Origin of the sequence: Rhizobium sp. Root708 (assembly GCF_001429725.1) — a bacterium.
GTDB lineage: Bacteria > Pseudomonadota > Alphaproteobacteria > Rhizobiales > Rhizobiaceae > Rhizobium.
In genome coordinates this window covers 251,650-270,214 of the sequence record NZ_LMHV01000034.1, presented here as the reverse complement: position 1 = coordinate 270,214, position 18,565 = coordinate 251,650, and the positions used below count along the sequence as shown (strand labels likewise).

The following is an 18,565-nucleotide window of genomic DNA, read 5'->3' as shown; positions in this document are numbered from 1 at the left end:
CGGTGAAACCGACCGCCTGAACATGATCAGCGATGATGCCTTAGGCGGCCAACGCGATTTCTTCAGCGCGCGCCTTGGCTGCGCCGATAGCCTTCTCAGCAGCCTCGGGACCGAATGCCAGGCCTTCGACGTAGATGGTTTCGATGTCGGTGATGCCGAGGAAGCCGAGAACGGACTTCAGGTACGGAACAGCGTGGTTCATGCCTGCGGCCGGACCCTGCGAATAGACGCCGCCGGATGCCAGAACAACATAAACCTTCTTGCCGGTGGCAAGGCCAACCGGGCCGCTTTCGGTGTACTGGAAGGTACGGCCGGCGCGGGCGACGTTGTCGATCCAGGTCTTCAGCGAAGAATAGATGTTGAAGTTGATGAGGCCGGTGCCGATGACGATCGTGTCTGCTGCGAGCAGTTCGTCGACCAGTTCATCGGAGGTCTTTACGGCTTCGGCTTCCTGCGCGGTGCGCTGGTCGGCCGGCTTGCGGATGGCTGCGGTGAACAGATCGTCGATGTGCGGCAGGGGCTTGGCAGCCAGGTCGCGGCGCACGACAACGGTGCCGGCGCGCTGGGTCTGGAGCTTGGTTGCGAGGTCAGCGGCGATGGTCGTGGAAAGAGACTCGGCGCGCGGGCTGGAGGTCAGAAGCAGAATGGAAGACATGATTGATATTCCTCTCGTCTTGGCTTCGGGGCCCGCTTGGAAGTCGTCGGACACCGGTTCGACAGGAGAAATATGTCTGGCGGCCTATCTAAAAAACTGGGATAATGTCGATTAAGATTATCGATGGATTGGATGGGTATGCTTCCGAACCCCACATTGGACCAGCTGCAGGTATTTCTGACCGTTGCCGAGACGGGCAGCTTTTCTGCGGCGTCGCGTGCGCTGAACCGTGCGCAGTCCGTGGTCAGCTACACGATCGCCAATCTCGAGGCGCAGCTTGAAATGCCGCTCTTCGAGCGTTCCGGCGCGCGCCAGCCAAAGCTGACTGAAGCCGGAAAGGCAATGCTGGAGGATGCGCGCCGGCTGTTGACCGACCTGCAGGTGATGCGCGCCCGCGTCAAGAGCCTGAAGGAAGGGTTGGAGGCGGAGGTATCGGTCGCGATAAGCGTCATGGTGCCGTCGAGAGCCATTGTGGATGTCCTGCGCGAGTTTCGGGAACGTTTCCCCACCGTATCCCTCAACCTGAATGCCGGTGAGCTCGGCATGGTCATGGATGCCGTCCTGACGGGCAAGGCGTCGATCGGGATCGGCGGCGCGGTGCTGAAGCAGGACGATTCGCTGACAGTCGAACGGATCGGCCATTCCTTCATGATGCCGGTGGCGGCAAGCACGCATCCGCTGGCGAATATCGGCAGACCGCTCAGCCTGGCTGACGTTCGCGAGGAGGTTCAGCTTGTCGTCACCGATGCGTCCGGCCTGACGAAGGGCAGGGACTTCAATGTGCTGTCCTACAAGACGTGGCGCGTCAGCGACATTGCCAGCAAGCACGCATTGATTCGTGGCGGTCTTGGCTGGGGAGGTCTGCCCGCTTCGATCATCCGCGACGACCTGATGAGCGGCGCCCTCGTGCATCTCGATCTGCAAGCCTATGAGCAGGGCGAGTACCCGATCTACGCGATGCGAAGGGTCGCAAGCCCGCCCGGGCCTGCCGCGAGCTGGATGATCGATGCGTTTCGAACGCGCCTTACGGCATGCCCGAGTCACGCGGATTTTCACGCTGCATTGAGCGAAATTCGTTCGCCGGATGTGCCTCTGGCCGCGGAATGAGGCGGGGCGCGCTAGCCCCGCCGTTTTTCCTCAGAGGACGAGCCTGAACTTCGCGAAGCCATCGGCGCCGTCGCCCGCATCTACGATCTTCGCACCCTTGACCTCGGCCATGAACTGCTTCGCCTTCGGGCCGCTTTGGAAGGTCGCGGTCGTGGCCGCAAGCGGCTTGAATACCCAGTTGCCGTCGGCCGAGGGGTTGATTGTCCCTCGGTCGTGGATGTAGCGAACGATGACGTCCCGGTTCGTATCCGGCGCCTGGAAGACGACCTTGTCGGCGGCGATATCGGGGAACTTGCCACCGCCGCCAGCACGGTAGTTGTTTGTCACCACGACGAACTTCTGCTTCGGGTCGATCGGCTTTCCACTAAATTGCAGGTTCTGGATGCGGCTTGAGGTCGGATTGATTGCCTTTCCGTCGTTATCGTATTTGCGCGGCTGGGAGAGGTCGATCTCGTAGGTCACGCCGTCGACAACGTCGAAATTGTACGACGGAAAATCGGCGTTCAGCAGCTCGGCGTCCTTGCTACCCACGGCGATCTGATTGAACATCCCGGCCGACATTTCCAGCCAGTTGTGGACCTGTTCGCCGGTAATGACGACTGCCTGAACCGTGTTGGGATAAAGGTAGATGTCGGCCACGTTCTTGATGGCGATGTCACCGGCCGGAACATCCGTATAGTAGTCGGCTCCGCCACGCCCGCCAGCCTTGAAGGGGGCTGCTGCCGAGAGGACCGGCAGATCCTTGAATTCGGTATCCGCCAGCATCTGCTTGATATACCAGGTCTGTGCCTGCGAGACGATCTGAACGGATGGGTCGTCCGCGACCAGCGCGAAATAGGAATAGAGCGGCGCCGACGTTTTGCCGACGGGCGTGCGGACATAGGCAAGGGTCGCCTCGTGCTCGGCCTTGGCGGCTTCGATGATGCGCTTCTGATCACCGACGTTCGGAACCACCTTCTTGCTGTCGTCGCGGTGATAGATCGGACGGGCTTCCGAGGTGAAGTCTACGATCTTCCAGCTCTTGCCGTCTTTCTCCAGTAGAAGGTCGATCAGGCCGAGATGCGATCCCCAGAAACCGGCCATCACCGCCGGCTTCCCATGCAGCGTGCCTTTGACGGGATCGGCGTTCGGGATGCCATCCCAGGTCTTTGGGCCGGGGAAGACGAGATGCTGGTGCCCGGTAAAGATCGCGTCGATGCCGTCGACTGCCGCAAGGTGAAGCGACGCATTTTCCATCTTCTCGGAGAATGCCGCCCCATCGATACCGGAGTGCGAAAGCGCCACCACGATGTCGGCGCCTTCTTCCTTCATGACCGGCACCCATGCTTTTGCCGCTTCGACGATGTCGCGCGTCTGTGCCTTGCCTTCCAGGTTCTTGATGTCCCACAACATGATCTGCGGCGGCACGAAGCCGATGAAGCCGATCTTCACGAAGCTCTCGCTACCACTGCCATCCTTGATCATCTTCTCGACGATGACGTATGGCTTGAAGAAGAGATCGTCCTTCTTCGGATCGGCGGCGAGCTGGCCCTTGGTCAGGTTGGCGCATACGAACGGGAAATTCGCGCCCTTCACCACCTTGAACATGAAGTCCAGGCCGTAGTTGAACTCGTGGTTTCCCAAGGTCCCGACGGTGTAGTCGAGGGTATTCATGGCCTTGATGACGGGATGGACGTCGCCATCCTTCATGCCGTGCTGATAGGCCATGTAGTCGCCCATCGGGTTGCCCTGCAACAGGTCGCCGTTGTCGATCAGCAGGGAGTTGGAAGCCTCGGCACGGATGCCGTCAATGATCGTTGCCGTTCGCGCCAGACCCATCGTGTCATTGGGCTTGTCGGCATAGTAGTCGTAGGGAAAAACGTTGACATGGATATCAGTCGTTTCCATCAGCCGCAGATGCGCCTGGTTGGCACTGGCGCGCGCCGCGAAAGGATGCAGCAATACAAGAGCGGACGTGGCGGCCATGCCGGTCAGCAGAGAACGTCTGCTCATCGGCGGCAATTCAAAACGAGATGACATGAAAGCTCCTTCGAAAATGACGCGTCGCCCGGCCCGCAGGCGAGACTAGGTACATTTGCGGCGGAGTAAACCCTTAATATGACATGCGTTACCGCATCAGGACGGGTTTGACGTCGCGATGGAAAAACCGGAAATAGGAGGAAACCTGGGCGCGGGAATTGGAGTTCGGATCGAACTGAATTCCGAGCCGGCCATTGTGGTTCCAGCGGATGATCCCCTGCAGCGCGCCGAGGTCGTCGGCCACGATCTGCACACGGCTCCCAGACGATGCGTGCAGCGGCGATCGTACCTCTAGGGCGATACCGCTGGTGGACAGATTGACGATCCGCGCGTCCACTTCCTTGTTGAGATAGCGTACCTTGCCGAAGATGCGGCAGATCTTTCGCTCCGCCTTGCGCGTTATGATATTGAGGTTGTTCATCAGCTTGCTCCCCAAACGATACGATGAGGGCATAATAGCAATGACTGATTGATGCCCCTTTATGCGCTTCCTTAAAATTGCGTGGAACGTGTTTACCGCTCAAGCGCCTGCCGGCGCGCGACGACATGCTCCCTCCAGATGGTGAAAATACCGGATGCGACGACGATGAGCGAGCCGGCGATCGTGTTCAGGCTGAGGCTCTCGCCATAGATCGTGACGCCGATCACGGATGCGTAGACGAGCTGCAGGTAGGTAATCGGCTGAATGGCCGCCGCGTCGAGCATGTCGTAGGCCCGGATCAGGAGGTAGTGGCTCGAAATGCTCGTCATGCAGACCAGAAGCATCCAGATCCAGTCCGATGGCGACATCCATGTCCAGTAGAAGGGACCGATCAACGTCATTGCGACGCCGCCGACGACGCCCGTGTAGAAAAAGCTCGTCATCGCGGAATCCTCCCTGCTGACGAGCCGGGTGGCGATCACGTAGAACGCGAAGAGAAAGCAGGAGAAGATCGCCAAAAGCAGCTTGGTAGCGAAGAAGCCGCCGTCGGGCTTCAGGATCAGCAGGACCCCGATCAGCCCCGCGATGATCGCCGTCCAGCGGCGCCATCCGACGCGCTCGCCGAGGATCGGCATGGAAAGCAGGGCGATCAGGATCGGCGTTGCCGAGAAGATCGCCTGCGAATGCGCCAGCCCGATGACGGCGAAGCAGCTGACGACGACAACCACCTGCGCCGCGAGCAGGATGCCGCGGGTGATCTGAAGAAGAGGGCGCTTTGTTCTGGCCGTTGCCCTCAAACCGCCGCGCATTTTCGACGCCAGAACGATCGTGAAGAGCGCGAAAGCCCAATAGCGCACCATCGTCACGAAGACAGGCGGGTAGGCGCTCCCGAGGTGCTTCGAGATGCCGTCCTGGATCGAAAAGATGGTGATTGCCAGAAGGGCGAAAATGTAGCCGTGCGTCTTCGATTTCATGATCGGGTCTTATCGTGGTGAAAGGCGTGCTGCCATCTTTCAAGGCTTCGGCAGCGACATCAAAGCCCGACATTCGGGCGGTCGATGATCTCCCTGAGCGCGAAGCTTGAGTTGATCTTCACGACATGCGGAAGCGCCGAGAGCCAGTCGCGGTGAATGCGCTCGTAATCCTCGAGATCGCGTGCGGCGACGCGAAGGATGTAGTCGTATTCGCCGGACATCAGATAACAGACGAGAACGTTGGGGCACCGCTTCACCGCGGCCTCGAACTCCGAAAGTGTCTTAGCAAACTGCCCGGACAGCGAAATGTGCACGATCGCGATCATCTTGTAGTCGAGCGCCTTGTGCGACACATGCGCATGATAGCCGCGCACGACACCCTGTCTTTCCAGAATGTCGAGCCGCCGCGAACAGGCCGATGCCGACAGTCCGACTTTCGCGGCAAGGTCCGAGTTGGTGATGCGCGCGTCGGATTGGAGCGTCTTCAGAATCGCAAGATCGATGCTATCCAAGTCTGACATTCGAAGAACTTTCGATTTTCAGGCAATTTTCGCAACAATCATCGAAAATCTCATGCTTTGCAATTCCTCTTTGCAAGGACCTTGCACGAGGTTGGTGTTTAGATTTCTCTGCAAAACATAATCCGCCCAGCGGAAGAAAATGAGAGGAACGCCCATGCGTGTCGGTTGCCCGAAGGAAATCAAGAACCATGAGTATCGCGTCGGTCTGACGCCGGCGTCTGTGCGCGAATATATCGCGCATGGTCATGAGGTATGGGTCGAGACAAAAGCGGGGGCAGGGATCGGAGCGGATGATGCAGCCTATGCTGCCGCAGGTGCGAAGATCGTCGCCTCGGCCAAGGACATTTTCGCCAAGTGCGACATGATCGTAAAGGTGAAGGAACCTCAGCCTGTCGAATGGGCGCAGTTGCGTGAAGGCCAGATCCTCTACACCTATCTCCACCTTGCGCCGGATCCGGAGCAAACGAAGGGACTGCTGGCATCCGGTGCGACGGCGGTGGCCTACGAAACGGTGACCGATGAGCGCGGCGGGCTGCCGCTGCTCGCGCCGATGTCCGAGGTCGCTGGTCGTCTTGCAATCCAGGCAGGCGCAACGGCGCTGCAGAAGGCAAATGGCGGCCTCGGCATTCTGCTCGGCGGCGTCCCCGGTGTCCTGCCGGCAAAGGTTGCCGTGATCGGCGGCGGCGTCGTCGGGCTGCATGCGGCAAGAATGGCGGCCGGTCTTGGCGCCGACGTTTGCATCCTCGACAAATCACTGCCGCGTCTGCGTCAACTCGACGACATTTTCTCCGGCCGCGTACACACCCGTTATTCCAGCATCCAGGCACTGGAGGACGAGGTGTTCTCGGCGGATCTGGTGATCGGTGCGGTTCTGGTCCCGGGTGCTCAGGCGCCGAAGCTGGTCACGCGCGAGATGCTCTCGGGAATGAAGAAGGGCTCCGTTATCGTCGACGTCGCGATCGACCAAGGCGGCTGCTTCGAGACATCACATGCGACGACGCACTCCGATCCCACCTACGAGGTCGATGGCGTCGTCCACTATTGCGTCGCCAACATGCCAGGTGCCGTGCCCGTGACATCGGCGCATGCGCTTAACAATGCGACGCTGGTTTACGGCCTTGCGCTCGCCGACCGTGGTCTGCGTGCGATTGCCGAAGACAAGCACCTCAGAAACGGGCTGAATATTCACAAGGGCCGCGTGACGAACAAGCCGGTTGCCGAAGCGCTCGGCTACGAGCCGTTCGCCCCGGAAAGCGCCCTCAACGTCGCGTAGCCCTGTCTGGTATGTACGGAAGCCGGTCGCGAAAGCGGCCGGCTTCCGTCTATCTGTCGATCCGGCATTGGTAGCAGTTGTTGCGCGCCGATCGGACGTGGACGTAGGCAATCTCGGGCCGTCCCAGCAACTCCCCGGCATAGCGCTCGATATCCGCGATAGGCGTAACCGAACCCGTACCATAGACGATCCGGTCGTTGGCGCCGTAGCCGCGGACGATGAAATCCGGGCTGGCGCCGAGGACGGGTGGTTGAATTTCCTCAGCGGCGTATCGCGCGCAGGGCCGCTTGTGCATGAAGACCGGGCCGGTCTCCGCATAGGGTTGAAGGTCAGGAAACGGCCGGTATGCGAACACCAGAAGCTCTTCGGACGCGTCGATGTTCCGCAGGCAGTGGCGGCAGGGATGGCCCGGCCCATCGGAGACCATAGTCTCCGGCGGATTGCCGTAAGCGTCCTTCCCGCCGCTCCAGATGTGCTCGGCATCTCTTGATGGCATGGCAGAGAAGTGAATGGTCGACATGACAGAACTCCTTTTGAGGTCTGTCATGGTTCCATTGGCGACTGTCGAAAACCACCCGATACTTGCGGGCGTCAGCTCTTCTTGAAGAGTTCCAGCAGTTCCTTGTCGCTCAGCGGGCGAACGACGGCAGTACCGGTCGAAACCGGCGAAAAGCCGAACATCTGATAGAGCTGCAGCGCTCGCGGGTGGTCGAGACTGTTGGTGGTCGTCAGCACGCGCAGCGGATTCTGCGACCATATCGCGTAGAGCGCTTGCAGCAGGAACCATTTTCCGATCCCCAGACCAAGCGCATGTTCGATCAGTCCGAAATGGCTGAGCTCGATCGTGTCGTCATCACGGGTCACGTACTCGTAGAAGCCGGCCGGCGCTCCGTTGACATAGAGAACGGAGATGGTGTTGCGCTTGTCGTGCAGTACCGCCGCAAGTTCCTCATCGGTCATCCGCAGTCGCTCGACCCACTGCCACCGCGCGCCGACCTGCCGGTAGAGATAACGATAGAAGGGCAGCGGAATGGACGGCGCGCGCATGATCGCCGTCTGAATGTTGACAGGCACCGGCAGACTGGTCTTTGGAGCAGCCGTCATTTCCAGGTGCGTGATGTGGGCGTTGAGGGACACGGGAGGCTTGGCCATGTCGATCAAGCCTTGGACGGTGTAGGGGGGCCGGTTACGACAGGCGTGTCGTCGCGCGAGCCCCATTCGCTCCACGATCCGTCGTAGAGCTTGTTATCGGTGTGACCAAGCGATTCCAGCGCCAGCGTGATGATCGCCGCGGTTATCCCGGAGCCGCATGATGTCACCACCGGCTTCGAAAGGTCGACACCGGCGTCCTCGATCGTCTTCTTGAGGTCCGGCAGGGACTTGAAGTAGCCCTTGCTGGCAAAGACGCCGGACGGGAGGTTGCGAGCGCCGGGCATGTGGCCCGATCGCATCCCGGCACGCGGTTCCGGCTCCGTCGCGGCAAAGCGCCCCGCGCTCCGCGCATCGGCGATCTGCAGGGATCCGTCGGATACGATTGCCTGCATCGCATCGAGGTGGACGACGCGGCCGGCATCGTAGCGCGAATGAAACACCTTCGCCGCGTACTGCGGAACAGCGCTCTCGAGCGGCCTACCCTCGGCCTTCCAGCCGTCGAGACCCCCATCGAGCACGAAGACGTTCCTCGCGCCCATCACGCGAAAAAGCCACCACACGCGTGGCGACGCGAACATGCCGATCCCGTCATAGACGACGATCCGATCGTTCTCGTCGATACCAAGCTTCCCGACTTCGGCGGCGAATTCCTCGGGCGAGGGGATTGTGTGAGGGAGAGGAACGGAATGGTCGGCGATCTTGTCCTGATCAAAGCGGATCGCGCCGGGGATGTGTCCTGCCGCGTACTCCGCATTGGCATCGCGATTGTGGGCCGGGAGATAGAAGGACGCGTCCAGCACCCGCAAATCCGGCTTCCCAAGTTCGGCCTGCAGCCAGTCGGCAGAAACGACGAAACGGCTCTTCTCTTCGCTCATAATCTTTCCTTGTATCAGGCTTCGTCGCCGGGCACGCCGAAACGGATTCGGAAGCGGCGGTTTTCCTTGCCCTTCTTCTCGATCTTGGCGATGTGAATCTGCCCGACTTCCTGCGTTTCCGAAACATGTGTGCCGCCGCAGGGCTGGCTGTCAATTGCCGAGTCTTCTCCGATGCAGACGAGGCTCACGCGTCCAAGACCGATCGGTGGACGGACGTTCTTCGATTTCACGATACCGGGGTTCGCAGCGAGTTCCTCATCCGTGATCCACTGCAAATAGACCGGATGGTTCTGGGCAACCAACTCCATCAGCTTCGCCGTGACCTCGTCCTTGTCTATCGTGTCGGTCATGTCGAAATCGACGCGACTCTCGTCTTCGCCGACGGCCGCACCGGTGATCGGGAACGGGCAAACGACCGAGAGGAGATGGCAGGCGGTGTGCATCCGCATCAGCTTGTAGCGCCGAGGCCAATCGACATGCAGGACCAGCTTCTCACCGATCGCAGGCGCTGCTTCGCCTTCGACCGGCACATGGATGACGATATCCTTGCTGGACCCGTGTTTCGTTAGGCCGAGCGTTATCTTGCTTCCATCGGCGCGCTCCAGAAAGCCGGTATCTCCGGGCTGACCGCCCGAGGTCGCGTAGAAGCATGTCTGGTCCAGTTCGATGCCCCCATCGTCATGGATCGCGGTGACCACCGCTTCGCATGTCGAGAGATAGAAATCGTCACGATAGAGGGCATTGACTGGCATGTGGTCTCACGCTGGTCCGTATGGGATCTTGATATCTGACGTCGATGTCAGCCACGCCGGCAGCGGCAGGCCCTTCGACGTCAGGAAGTCAGGGTTGAAGAGCTTCGACTGGTAACGGTTGCCATAATCGCAGAGGATCGTCACGACGGTATGGCCAGAGCCTAGATCCTTGGCGAGGCGGACCGCTCCGGCGATGTTGATCGCCGTGGAACCACCCAGGCACAGGCCTTCGTTTTCGACGAGATCGAACACGAACGGCAAGGCTTCGGCGTCCGAGATATTGTAGGCGAAATCCGGAACGAAACCTTCGAGGTTGGCCGTGATGCGGCCCTGGCCGATGCCTTCGGTGATGGAGGAACCTGACGATTTCAGTTCGCCGCTCTTGTAGAATTCGTAAAGGGCCGCACCATCCGGATCCGCAATGCCGATCTTGATGTCCTTGTTGAAGGCCTTCAGGCCGGCAGCAACGCCGGCAAGCGTACCGCCGGAGCCGACAGAGCAGATAAATCCGTCAACCTTCCCGTCGGTATCGTTCCAGATCTCTTTCGCCGTCGTTTCGATGTGGGCCTGCCGGTTGGCGACGTTGTCGAACTGATTGGCCCAGATCGCGCCGTTGGGCTCGGTTTTGGCGAGCTGTTCGGCCAGGCGGCCGGAGACCTTCACGTAGTTGTTCGGATTCCTGTAGGGAACCGCCGGAACCTCGACCAGCTCAGCACCAAGCAGTTTCAAGGCGTCCTTCTTTTCCTGGCTTTGGGTTTCCGGGATCACGATGACGGTGCGGTAGCCGAGCGCCTTCGCGACCAGCGTCAGTCCGATGCCGGTATTGCCGGCCGTGCCCTCGACGATCACGCCGCCAGGCTTCAGCAGCCCTTTGCGCTCCGCGTCGCGAATGATGTAGAGCGCCGCGCGATCTTTAACGGACTGGCCCGGGTTCAGAAACTCCGCCTTGCCGAGGATCGTGCAGCCGGTTGCGTCTGAGGCTCCCTTCAGTTTGATCAGAGGAGTGTTGCCGATAGCTTGAAGAACTGAGGGGTGCACGGTCATGGAATCTGCCTCTTTCAAACGCTTAGTTTAAGAACGGTCTTTTCCCTTCACAAGGCTGGGTTGGCAAGAAATGCTATTCCATGCCTCCGCGTGCGACGACAAAAATACACCTCCGGCTGCAAGTAAACCTAGAACCGGCCGGTACTCTTAAGCCACGCTGATCCAGCGATTGACTTTCATCGTATGGACGACGACAAAGCAATCACGAAAGCGGACACGACCGAAAACCGTCATGGTTTCTCAAAATATCGACACGGTCGATGCATTGATGGCGCATTATGTAGCCGGCTCCCTCCCGGAGCCGGTGCGTGTACTTGTCGAATGTCATCTGGAGATCAAATCCGACAACCATGCACTGGTCCGGGACCTGGAATGTCTGGCCGGGGAGGCGCTCGAGGACATCGAGCTTGCCGTCATCGATAGTCGCGACACTCGCTTATCCTCGATCTTTAGCTCGCCTCCGCCCTCGCAGGCGCTGACACCGGCTTCTGGTTCCCCAGGTGTCTTTCCGGCTTCGTTGCGACGCTTCGTCGGCTTTGACGTGGACGGTGTTCCCTGGCGGACGAAGCTTCCCGGTTTCAAGGAGTATTCGATCGATGTCAGTGGTTTCGAGTTCAGCCTGATGTGGATCCGGCCGGGCCGTTCACTTCCGGCCCACACCCACAAAGGCATGGAGCTGACGCTTATTCTTGACGGCGCTTTTTGCGATGCCCGAGGACGCTTTGGTCCCGGCGATATTTCCGTTGCGGATGAAACCGTCGATCATCGGCCTGTCGCCGAAAAAGACCGTCCCTGCATCGCTCTCTCGGTGCTCGACGCTCCGATCAAACTGACGGGATCGTTCCGACAGATCCTTGGCGATCTGATCGGCTGAAAGCAGCCACAATAGCGTGATAGGAGCATATCCCCGGAGGCAGCGAGGAACTTCCGGATGAATTTCGACGTTGATGCGAAAGCCGGAGGAATTGCGCCATGCACGATTTTATTGCCCACCCTGAAGACGGAATTGTCTGGATATCCGGCGCAAGCTCCGGGATCGGGCGGGCGCTGGCTTTGCAGTTGGCGGCAGAGGGTTACAGGGTTGCGGTGACAGCCCGTGACCATGAAAAACTTGCCGAACTGCAAGCCCAGGCGAACGGTCTTGCGGGCAGCATCGTGGTCCTCGACGGCGACGTGACCGATCCCGAGGATATGGAGCACGTGCTTGCGTCGATCGAGTATGAGCACGGTACGCTCGCGCTGGCGATTTTCAACGCCGGCGTCTATCTCCCCGTCCACGCCGAGGAACTGAAGCGCGATGATTTCGAGCAGAGCTTTGCCGTAAATGTCCAGGGCGTCGTCAATTGCTTGATCCCCACCGTTCGCCACATGAAGGCGAAGGGACAGGGGCAGATCGCAATCGTTTCATCCGCCACCGGATATGGCGGCCTGCCGACCAGCGCAGCCTATGGAGCGACGAAAGCGGCTCTCATCAACATGGCAGAAAGCCTGAAATTCGATCTCGATAAAATGGGAATCCGCATTCAGGTCGTGACACCGGGTTTCGTGGACACGCCGGCGACCCGCAAGAATGAATTCCCGATGCCGTCGTTGATATCGGCGGAAGAGGCTGCCGCAGAAATCTCCGCCGGGCTGAAGTCCAAGCGCTTCGAAATCACCTTCCCGAAGCGATTTACCTACACGCTCAAGCTTCTGAAGCTGGTGCCTTACAATCTCTATTTCCGGCTGATCAATCGCGCGACAGGCTGGCGTGAACGCCCGCTTGAAGGCCGTCGCCGACCGGTGACACCGCACCCTGCTGAATAATTGGCGGCTCGACACCATTGACGAGGCAGGTGGCGGAACGGACAGGAGGTCAGCTGCCCGATCTGTCCGCCACCCACTCTCGTCAGCTCCGCGAAAAGACGACCTGGCGGACGTCTATGTTTCGGGCGCGGAAGCCGGCTTCGCAATAGAACAAGTAGAATTCCCAGAGCCGTTTGAACCGCTCGTCAAAGCCCATCGGGCGAATGCGCTCCCAAACGGACCAAAACCGCTCGCGCCACTCGGCGAGCGTACGAGCGTAGTCTAACCCGAAACCGAAGTCTCTGACCAGTGACAAGTTTACTTTATTTCCCAGATCCGCGAGATGATCGCGCGTCGGTAGCATTCCGCCCGGAAAGACGTACCTTTGGATGAAATCGGGATTGCTGCGGTATTCTTCGAAAGCTTCCGGGCGAATGGTTATGATCTGGAGACCGGCCTTACCGCCGGGTTTCAGGCATTGCCGCAGTTTCGAGAAATAGGCCGGCCAGTACTTCTCTCCGACGGCTTCGAACATCTCGATCGAAACGATGCGGTCGTATTGCCCGGTTTCGTCACGATAGTCCTGTAACCGGAAATCGGCGCGATCGGCAAGACCGGCCTTCTGGATGCGTTGTTGCGCAAAGGCCAATTGTTCCTTGCTGATGGTCAATCCGGTCACGCGGCAGTCGAGCTGGCTTGCGGCGAACTCGGCGAAACCGCCCCAGCCGCATCCGATCTCAAGCACATGGTCGCCCGGCCTGATGCCGGTCGCCTCGGCCAATGCATGGTATTTGGCGTGCTGGGCGGATTGCAGGTCGTTGGCACCCGTCGAATAGAGCGCCGACGAATACGTCATCGTCGGATCGAGCCATTGACTGTAGAAATCGTTGCCGAGATCGTAGTGGGCGGCGATGTTCCGGCGCGAGCCGGCACGCGTATTGGCGTTCATCCAATGCCTGACGCGCTCGACAAGACGCATGACGCTGCCCTGGCCGCCGGCGTAAGTCTTCGCTGCCTCGGTGTTTACGAGGAACAACTCTAGGAATGCAGCGATATCGGGGCTGTCCCAGTCACCATCCATGTAGGTCTCGGCGACCCCGATGGTTCCTGTGGCGAGCGACCGATAGGCGATGTTCCAGTTTTTCAAGCGAAGCAGGGCGTCGGTGCCGGGAGAAGCACCCTTGGCGAGGATGGTCCGGCCGTCTGGAAGGGTAAGCGTCAGAGATCCGCTCCGCATGCTGAGCAAGGCACGCAGCACCATGCGCGCGCGCCACGGCACATTTTTGGCGATAGCGGCAATATTCTCCCTGCTCAGAAGCGTAACGGGCGTACCGTCAACCGTTTCCAAATTCGTCATGGACTGTTCCTCCGGCGTCGCTGCCGGTTAAGGACGTTATTGTTCGTGATGTTCCACCCCCCGGCGATTGTGTCAGACGCTATCGCAGGTTTTCGAAAAACGAAAATCGTTTCTTTGCGAGAGCTCGCGTTCGGCTTCGTCATCCTCATTCTGCCGCGTCCGGTATCTGTTCGGACAGGACGACACTGTGAGGTGGCGGAGGGGCGGGACGGCGGATATATCGCGCGCCCTTCAGCCAGAGCTTCAGCGCCTCCCAGTGAATTCCGCCCACGATCTTGGCGGTGAGGAAGGGCAGCCGGAGCAGTAGTCCGGCCAGTGCGGCTGTCGTCAGCGATGCTTGCTGCCCTGCGAATGTGGCGGCGAGCAATGGACCGTGCTTGTCGGTCTCCAGTATCCGCCAGCGAATTTCTCTCCCGGGCGGCAGCATTCGGAAGTGATAGCGCATGTCCATCTCAATGAATGGCGAGACGTGAAACAGCTTGTCGCACACCTGCCGAATGCCTGCATCGGATGCCTGCCCGCGATCAACAGGGCAAACGTAGCTGTGGCGCTCGCCAAAGGTGTTCCGGACTTCGTAGATGAGCGCGCTGACCTGCCCAGCGTCGTCGTAGGCGTAGTAGACCGACAGCGGGTTGAAGACGTAGCCGAATATTCGCGGGTAGCAGACAAGGATGATGCGAGTGGCCCGGATGCCCGCGTGCGCAAGCAACTCGTCGGCATGAGCACGCGTCGTCCGGCTATCGGAGTGGTCGCACTCGCGGAACGAGACGAGGTTCGGTCGGTTCACCGAAAAAAGGACGGAACTGCGGTCCGCCTCGTCGAGGCGATCGAGGTCGATTGCCAGGGAGAACACCCGGTAACGAAAACGGTGGCCGAAGGGCTTCATCCGCTGATGCATGACATCGCCGACATAGAGGGTGGCCGCAGCCGCCGGCGGAGGGCCGTTGGCGATCATACCGACACCTTGTCTTCGGCCTCGGTTCCTCATGCTGCCCTATCCGTATCTTGCTTGAGGGAGCGATGTTGTCGCCAAGGTAGATCGGCGCCCAGCGCCTCAGCGGCTGCAAGGCCCGATACGAGGCCGTCTTCATGGAAGCCGTAGCCGGTCCACGCGCCGGCAAAATAGCTGTTGCTCTGCCCCTGGATTGCCTGGAGGGCATTCTGTGCGGCCACGCTTTCGGCTGAAAACTGAGGATGCTCGTAGGAGAACTCGGCGAAGACCTTGCTTCTATCCGGCTCGCGGTCGGGATTGAGTGTCACGAACAGCGGAAAACGGTTGTCGATCCCCTGCAGCCTGTTCATCCAGTAGGTCACCGCAACCGCTGCATTGCCGTCGGCATGGCTCGAGCGAAGATAGTTCCACGATGCCCAAACCTTACGCCGGGTCGGCATGAGCTTCTCGTCGCGGTGAAGAACGACGCGATTTGGCTGGTAGGGGACGGCTGCCAGAATTCTCGCTTCCTGGCCCGTGGGGTGCGTCAGCATCCGCAGCGTCTGGTCGCTGTGCGTGGCGAAAATCACCTTGTCGAAGCGCGCCTCGGCCCCGGTATCGTCGATGACAGTCACCCCCGTCTCGTCACGCACGACACTTCTGACGCCAAGCCCCGTCTTTACGCGATCCCCGAGCGGTCGCAGCAGCTTGTCGAGATAATTACGGCTGCCGCCGGTCACGGTTCGCCATTGATGCTGCCGGGAATAGATCAGCCGATGATTGTCGAAGAAATTCACGAAGTGTTCGGCGGGAAACTGCAGCATTTTGGTGGCCGGTGTCGACCAGATCGCCGCGGCCATCGGCACCAGATAATTGTTGGTGAAGCCGGGCGAAAAGCCGCGCCAATCGAGATAGTCGCCGATTGAGCGGGCGGCCAGGTGCCCGGCATCGCGGTCCCGCAGGCATGTGCGGTTGAAGCGTAGAATTTCCCGGATCATCAGCAGAAAGGACGGGCTCAGCAGATTTCGGGTCTGAGCGAATACCGAGGAAAGGCCGCCGCCGGCCCATTCGAGCTTGCCGTGGTCGAGGGACAGCGAAAAGCTCATGTCGCTCGCATGTGTCGCGACGCCCAGTTCCCGGAACAGCGCTGTCAGATTGGGATAACTCGGCTCGTTATAGACGATGAAGCCGGTGTCGACGGAAATCTCGACGCCGTCATAGTCTATATCCACGGTTGCCGTATGTCCGCCAGTCCGTTCCGCCTTTTCGTAGAGCGTGACGTCGTGTAGCGGATTGAGGGCAAAGGCTGCCGAGGCTCCTGAAATGCCGGAGCCGATGATCGCCACCTTGAGCTTGCGCGGGGTCTGCGGAAAATGCGCGTTCATGCTGCATCCTTTACGGCGCTGTATGCTTTCAGGGCCCTGTCGCGGGCAACAGCATGGTCGACGATGGGTTTGGGGTAGGTCTTGCCAAGCTCGACGCCGGCTTTCTCCAGCACATTCGCCGGAGCGTCGAATGGGCGATGAATGTACTTGTCTCCGAGTGCCGCGATCTCCGGCACGAACTCCCGAACGTAATCCCCATCCGGATCGAACTTCTCGCCCTGAAGCACTGGATTGAAAACACGAAAGAACGGGGAAGCGTCAGCGCCGGACCCGGCGACCCACTGCCAGCTCGCGGCATTGCTTGCGGGATCGGCATCGATGAGGGTGTCGCGAAACCACTTTTCGCCACGTCGCCAATCGATCAGCAGATCCTTGATGAGAAACGACGCGACCACCATCCGCACTCGATTGTGCATGAAGCCGTGGCGCCAGAGCTGGCGCATGCCGGCATCGACGATTGGATAGCCGGTCATGCCGGTCGTCCAGGCATGAAAATGCGAGGTCCCGTTATACCACTCAAAGCCGTCGAACCGCTCGTTCCAGTTTTCGTAGGGCAGTTTCGGAAAATGATAGAGCAGATGGTAGGAAAACTCGCGCCAGGCGAGTTCCTTGCGGAAATGGACGATGTCGGCGGTTGGAAAATGCGTTCCTCGTGTCTCCTCCCAGATCCTTGCCGGGGAGATCAGCCCCAGCGCCAGATAGGGAGACAGCATCGATGTTGATGGCTTCGCCGGAAAATCCCGATCCGTCTTATACCCCTTCAGGCCGTCGTCGATGAAATCCCGAAGGCGTTCCCGCGCAGCCTCCTCGCCGGGGTGCCACATGTCGGCAAACTCCCGCGCCCAGTTTGGCTTGGTCGGCAGCAGGTTCCAGGATGAAAGCTTTTCACCGGCACCTGAAATGGGTGCGAACTGGATCTTGTCCGGCGCATCGATCGGGCGAGGCGGCTCGCCCGCGCGCTCGAGCGCCCGCCAGAAGGGCGTATAGACCCGATAGGGTGTGCCGCTGCCGGTGAGAAGCTTTGTCGGTTCATGGAGCAGCTGTCCGGCGAAGCTCCGAGCCTCCACGCCTCGCTCTTGCAGCTCTCGCTTCAATCGTTCGTCGATGGCAATGCCGGGCGGATCATAACGGCGATTCCAGACGACCATGTCCGCGAGGCTTGTCGACAATAGGTCCGAGAGAGCGTCGATTGCCCTTCCGGTTGCGAGGTGAAGCCGCCCGCCGAGCTTCGTCAGCGATTTGTCCAGTTGATCGAGGGCATGATGGAGCCACCATTCCTGCGCGGCCCCGAGCGCTCCCGTGCCTGACGAGGCGGGCTCACGGATATAAACGGCAATGACTGGCTTGCCGCTGCTGCAGGCCGCCTGCAGTGCGTGGTTGTCATCGAGGCGCAAATCCTTGCGAAACCATACGATGACCGGTTTTTTTCCGTTATCCGCCAATGCCCTGTTCCCCGTCATGCTGCTTCGTGTCTGTTACGAAGGTACGATGCTCGTGGATCAAAAGTTTCAGTTGTGTGGGCAGCCGAAAACGAGCGTCGCCGCAGGCGCAAAAGGTTTCAAGTGTACTCTTGGAGGAGCCAGATCACTCGAACGGAGGAGCGCCGCCGCGGCCGTGATTATAGTAGCATGTGCGCAGATATTGTTGGGGGGAGTAGATTTATGGCGTATCGTGTTCTGTTTGTTTGCGGCGTTCTGGCAATCGGTCTGGCTGGTTGCACCACAGTAGGCAAAGAATCTCCCCCGCAGGCGGCGACCACCACCTTGACCTGCGATCCCGCCACCAAACGATGCCAGACGCCTGACTTCGGCATCAAGGAAACGGACGGCGGACCGCCGGCCGTCTCATGGACGGTGAAGACGCCGACGGGGTGGCAGCTGACAGGCAATCCCGGATCTTACTACGCCGGAAAGGGAATCAACGACGTCAAGGTTACGGCGTGGGATGCAAACTCCCTGACGTGCAGATGGCACGCGGAGGGGCAGGGCTTCCTCTTCCGGACCAAAGGCTCGGTCGCAGGCTATTGCTTCGCCGAGGGCGCTTTGACGCCGCCGCCTCCACCGCCGAAACTGAAGCGCAAGAAATAGCGCCGCTTATGGCGTCGGATGAGCTTGATATCGTGAAATAAATAAAGGCCTGCATTTTTCAATGCAGGCCTTTGAAACTGGCTCCCCGGGCCGGATTCGAACCGGCGACCTGTCGATTAACAGTCGAATGCTCTACCGCTGAGCTACCAGGGATCACCGCTCGCCGCGGTGTGAGTGGGCTAATACAAATGCTTGCACGATTTGCCAAGCGGTTTTTTCAAAAAAAT

Annotated in this window: 19 protein-coding genes and 1 tRNA gene; 5 read left to right on the top strand and 15 right to left on the bottom strand. The window is 59.8% G+C overall.

Annotated elements, in window-relative coordinates; all coding sequences use genetic code 11:
• Positions 1-40: 40 nt before the first annotated feature.
• Positions 41-655 carry an FMN-dependent NADH-azoreductase gene (locus ASE04_RS18310; RefSeq protein WP_056819993.1) on the bottom strand — a complete coding sequence of 205 codons (615 nt, stop codon included), beginning with the start codon at positions 653-655 and terminating at the stop codon, positions 41-43.
• Between the two features lie 138 nt (positions 656-793).
• Here ASE04_RS18310 and ASE04_RS18305 point away from each other — a divergent pair, with 138 nt between their 5' ends.
• Complete coding sequence (locus ASE04_RS18305) at positions 794-1,762, top strand: LysR family transcriptional regulator (protein ID WP_056820457.1); 969 nt, start codon at positions 794-796, stop codon at positions 1,760-1,762.
• Positions 1,763-1,792: 30 nt separating this feature from the next.
• On the opposite strand, the gene ASE04_RS18300 is transcribed toward ASE04_RS18305, so the two are convergent.
• From ASE04_RS18300 to ASE04_RS18285, 4 genes are all read right to left on the bottom strand, one after another.
• Positions 1,793-3,781 (bottom strand): bifunctional 2',3'-cyclic-nucleotide 2'-phosphodiesterase/3'-nucleotidase, encoded by a 1,989-nt coding sequence (locus ASE04_RS18300; protein WP_056819991.1) that lies wholly within the window; start codon positions 3,779-3,781, stop codon positions 1,793-1,795.
• Between the two features lie 88 nt (positions 3,782-3,869).
• Positions 3,870-4,202 (bottom strand): PilZ domain-containing protein, encoded by a 333-nt coding sequence (locus ASE04_RS18295; RefSeq protein WP_056819989.1) that lies wholly within the window; start codon positions 4,200-4,202, stop codon positions 3,870-3,872.
• Between the two features lie 92 nt (positions 4,203-4,294).
• Positions 4,295-5,176 (bottom strand): DMT family transporter, encoded by an 882-nt coding sequence (locus ASE04_RS18290; RefSeq protein WP_056819986.1) that lies wholly within the window; start codon positions 5,174-5,176, stop codon positions 4,295-4,297.
• 59 nt (positions 5,177-5,235) lie between these two features.
• The gene (locus tag ASE04_RS18285) at positions 5,236-5,697 is read right to left on the bottom strand and encodes an Lrp/AsnC family transcriptional regulator (protein WP_056819983.1); all 462 of its coding nucleotides are present in this window, start codon (positions 5,695-5,697) and stop codon (positions 5,236-5,238) included.
• Positions 5,698-5,851: 154 nt separating this feature from the next.
• Between ASE04_RS18285 and ald the strand changes: the two genes are divergently transcribed.
• Positions 5,852-6,970 carry an alanine dehydrogenase gene (ald, locus tag ASE04_RS18280; protein ID WP_056819980.1) on the top strand — a complete coding sequence of 373 codons (1,119 nt, stop codon included), beginning with the start codon at positions 5,852-5,854 and terminating at the stop codon, positions 6,968-6,970.
• A 49-nt stretch (positions 6,971-7,019) separates the two neighbouring features.
• Here the strand turns inward: ald and ASE04_RS18275 are convergent, their stop codons facing one another.
• From ASE04_RS18275 to ASE04_RS18255, 5 genes are all read right to left on the bottom strand, one after another.
• Positions 7,020-7,490, bottom strand: coding sequence for a DUF1203 domain-containing protein (locus ASE04_RS18275; RefSeq protein WP_056819976.1), 471 nt, complete (start codon positions 7,488-7,490; stop codon positions 7,020-7,022).
• A 71-nt stretch (positions 7,491-7,561) separates the two neighbouring features.
• Positions 7,562-8,122: a GNAT family N-acetyltransferase gene (locus ASE04_RS18270; protein ID WP_056820455.1), complete on the bottom strand. Its 561-nt coding sequence runs from the start codon at positions 8,120-8,122 to the stop codon at positions 7,562-7,564.
• A 5-nt stretch (positions 8,123-8,127) separates the two neighbouring features.
• Positions 8,128-8,997, bottom strand: coding sequence for a 3-mercaptopyruvate sulfurtransferase (sseA, locus tag ASE04_RS18265; RefSeq protein WP_056819973.1), 870 nt, complete (start codon positions 8,995-8,997; stop codon positions 8,128-8,130).
• Positions 8,998-9,011: 14 nt separating this feature from the next.
• Positions 9,012-9,749 carry an alanyl-tRNA editing protein gene (locus tag ASE04_RS18260; protein ID WP_056819968.1) on the bottom strand — a complete coding sequence of 246 codons (738 nt, stop codon included), beginning with the start codon at positions 9,747-9,749 and terminating at the stop codon, positions 9,012-9,014.
• 6 nt (positions 9,750-9,755) lie between these two features.
• Positions 9,756-10,793 carry a cysteine synthase A gene (locus ASE04_RS18255; RefSeq protein WP_056820452.1) on the bottom strand — a complete coding sequence of 346 codons (1,038 nt, stop codon included), beginning with the start codon at positions 10,791-10,793 and terminating at the stop codon, positions 9,756-9,758.
• Between the two features lie 232 nt (positions 10,794-11,025).
• Here ASE04_RS18255 and ASE04_RS18250 point away from each other — a divergent pair, with 232 nt between their 5' ends.
• Both ASE04_RS18250 and ASE04_RS18245 read left to right on the top strand, forming a co-directional pair.
• Complete coding sequence (locus ASE04_RS18250) at positions 11,026-11,667, top strand: ChrR family anti-sigma-E factor (protein ID WP_056819962.1); 642 nt, start codon at positions 11,026-11,028, stop codon at positions 11,665-11,667.
• Between the two features lie 98 nt (positions 11,668-11,765).
• Positions 11,766-12,599 carry an SDR family NAD(P)-dependent oxidoreductase gene (locus ASE04_RS18245; protein WP_056819958.1) on the top strand — a complete coding sequence of 278 codons (834 nt, stop codon included), beginning with the start codon at positions 11,766-11,768 and terminating at the stop codon, positions 12,597-12,599.
• 82 nt (positions 12,600-12,681) lie between these two features.
• On the opposite strand, the gene ASE04_RS18240 is transcribed toward ASE04_RS18245, so the two are convergent.
• The 4 genes from ASE04_RS18240 to ASE04_RS18225 form a co-directional block, all read right to left on the bottom strand.
• Positions 12,682-13,935 carry an SAM-dependent methyltransferase gene (locus ASE04_RS18240; RefSeq protein WP_056819951.1) on the bottom strand — a complete coding sequence of 418 codons (1,254 nt, stop codon included), beginning with the start codon at positions 13,933-13,935 and terminating at the stop codon, positions 12,682-12,684.
• 145 nt (positions 13,936-14,080) lie between these two features.
• Positions 14,081-14,923: a DUF1365 domain-containing protein gene (locus tag ASE04_RS18235; RefSeq protein WP_056819948.1), complete on the bottom strand. Its 843-nt coding sequence runs from the start codon at positions 14,921-14,923 to the stop codon at positions 14,081-14,083.
• Complete coding sequence (locus ASE04_RS18230) at positions 14,920-16,251, bottom strand: NAD(P)/FAD-dependent oxidoreductase (RefSeq protein WP_056819945.1); 1,332 nt, start codon at positions 16,249-16,251, stop codon at positions 14,920-14,922. The genes ASE04_RS18235 and ASE04_RS18230 overlap by 4 nt, the downstream gene beginning before the upstream one ends.
• Positions 16,248-17,693, bottom strand: a complete 1,446-nt coding sequence (locus tag ASE04_RS18225; RefSeq protein WP_056819942.1) for a cryptochrome/photolyase family protein — start codon at positions 17,691-17,693, stop codon at positions 16,248-16,250. Before ASE04_RS18225 ends, ASE04_RS18230 begins: the two co-directional genes overlap by 4 nt.
• Positions 17,694-17,912: 219 nt before the next feature.
• Between ASE04_RS18225 and ASE04_RS18220 the strand changes: the two genes are divergently transcribed.
• Complete coding sequence (locus ASE04_RS18220) at positions 17,913-18,338, top strand: hypothetical protein (protein ID WP_056819939.1); 426 nt, start codon at positions 17,913-17,915, stop codon at positions 18,336-18,338.
• 78 nt (positions 18,339-18,416) lie between these two features.
• Here ASE04_RS18220 and ASE04_RS18215 read toward each other — a convergent pair.
• Positions 18,417-18,491, bottom strand: a tRNA-Asn gene (locus tag ASE04_RS18215).
• Positions 18,492-18,565 lie beyond the last annotated feature (74 nt).

Bases quoted from the DNA above. Each gene is read 5' to 3' on its own strand.
- ASE04_RS18310 (WP_056819993.1), bottom strand. From the start codon at position 655: ATGTCTTCCATTCTGCTTCTGACCTCCAGCCCGCGCGCCGAGTCTCTT.
- ASE04_RS18305 (WP_056820457.1), top strand. From the start codon at position 794: ATGCTTCCGAACCCCACATTGGACCAGCTGCAGGTATTTCTGACCGTT.
- ASE04_RS18300 (WP_056819991.1), bottom strand. From the start codon at position 3,781: ATGTCATCTCGTTTTGAATTGCCGCCGATGAGCAGACGTTCTCTGCTG.
- ASE04_RS18295 (WP_056819989.1), bottom strand. From the start codon at position 4,202: ATGAACAACCTCAATATCATAACGCGCAAGGCGGAGCGAAAGATCTGC.
- ASE04_RS18290 (WP_056819986.1), bottom strand. From the start codon at position 5,176: ATGAAATCGAAGACGCACGGCTACATTTTCGCCCTTCTGGCAATCACC.
- ASE04_RS18285 (WP_056819983.1), bottom strand. From the start codon at position 5,697: ATGTCAGACTTGGATAGCATCGATCTTGCGATTCTGAAGACGCTCCAA.
- ald (WP_056819980.1), top strand. From the start codon at position 5,852: ATGCGTGTCGGTTGCCCGAAGGAAATCAAGAACCATGAGTATCGCGTC.
- ASE04_RS18275 (WP_056819976.1), bottom strand. From the start codon at position 7,490: ATGTCGACCATTCACTTCTCTGCCATGCCATCAAGAGATGCCGAGCAC.
- ASE04_RS18270 (WP_056820455.1), bottom strand. From the start codon at position 8,122: ATGGCCAAGCCTCCCGTGTCCCTCAACGCCCACATCACGCACCTGGAA.
- sseA (WP_056819973.1), bottom strand. From the start codon at position 8,997: ATGAGCGAAGAGAAGAGCCGTTTCGTCGTTTCTGCCGACTGGCTGCAG.
- ASE04_RS18260 (WP_056819968.1), bottom strand. From the start codon at position 9,749: ATGCCAGTCAATGCCCTCTATCGTGACGATTTCTATCTCTCGACATGC.
- ASE04_RS18255 (WP_056820452.1), bottom strand. From the start codon at position 10,793: ATGACCGTGCACCCCTCAGTTCTTCAAGCTATCGGCAACACTCCTCTG.
- ASE04_RS18250 (WP_056819962.1), top strand. From the start codon at position 11,026: ATGGTTTCTCAAAATATCGACACGGTCGATGCATTGATGGCGCATTAT.
- ASE04_RS18245 (WP_056819958.1), top strand. From the start codon at position 11,766: ATGCACGATTTTATTGCCCACCCTGAAGACGGAATTGTCTGGATATCC.
- ASE04_RS18240 (WP_056819951.1), bottom strand. From the start codon at position 13,935: ATGACGAATTTGGAAACGGTTGACGGTACGCCCGTTACGCTTCTGAGC.
- ASE04_RS18235 (WP_056819948.1), bottom strand. From the start codon at position 14,923: ATGAGGAACCGAGGCCGAAGACAAGGTGTCGGTATGATCGCCAACGGC.
- ASE04_RS18230 (WP_056819945.1), bottom strand. From the start codon at position 16,251: ATGAACGCGCATTTTCCGCAGACCCCGCGCAAGCTCAAGGTGGCGATC.
- ASE04_RS18220 (WP_056819939.1), top strand. From the start codon at position 17,913: ATGGCGTATCGTGTTCTGTTTGTTTGCGGCGTTCTGGCAATCGGTCTG.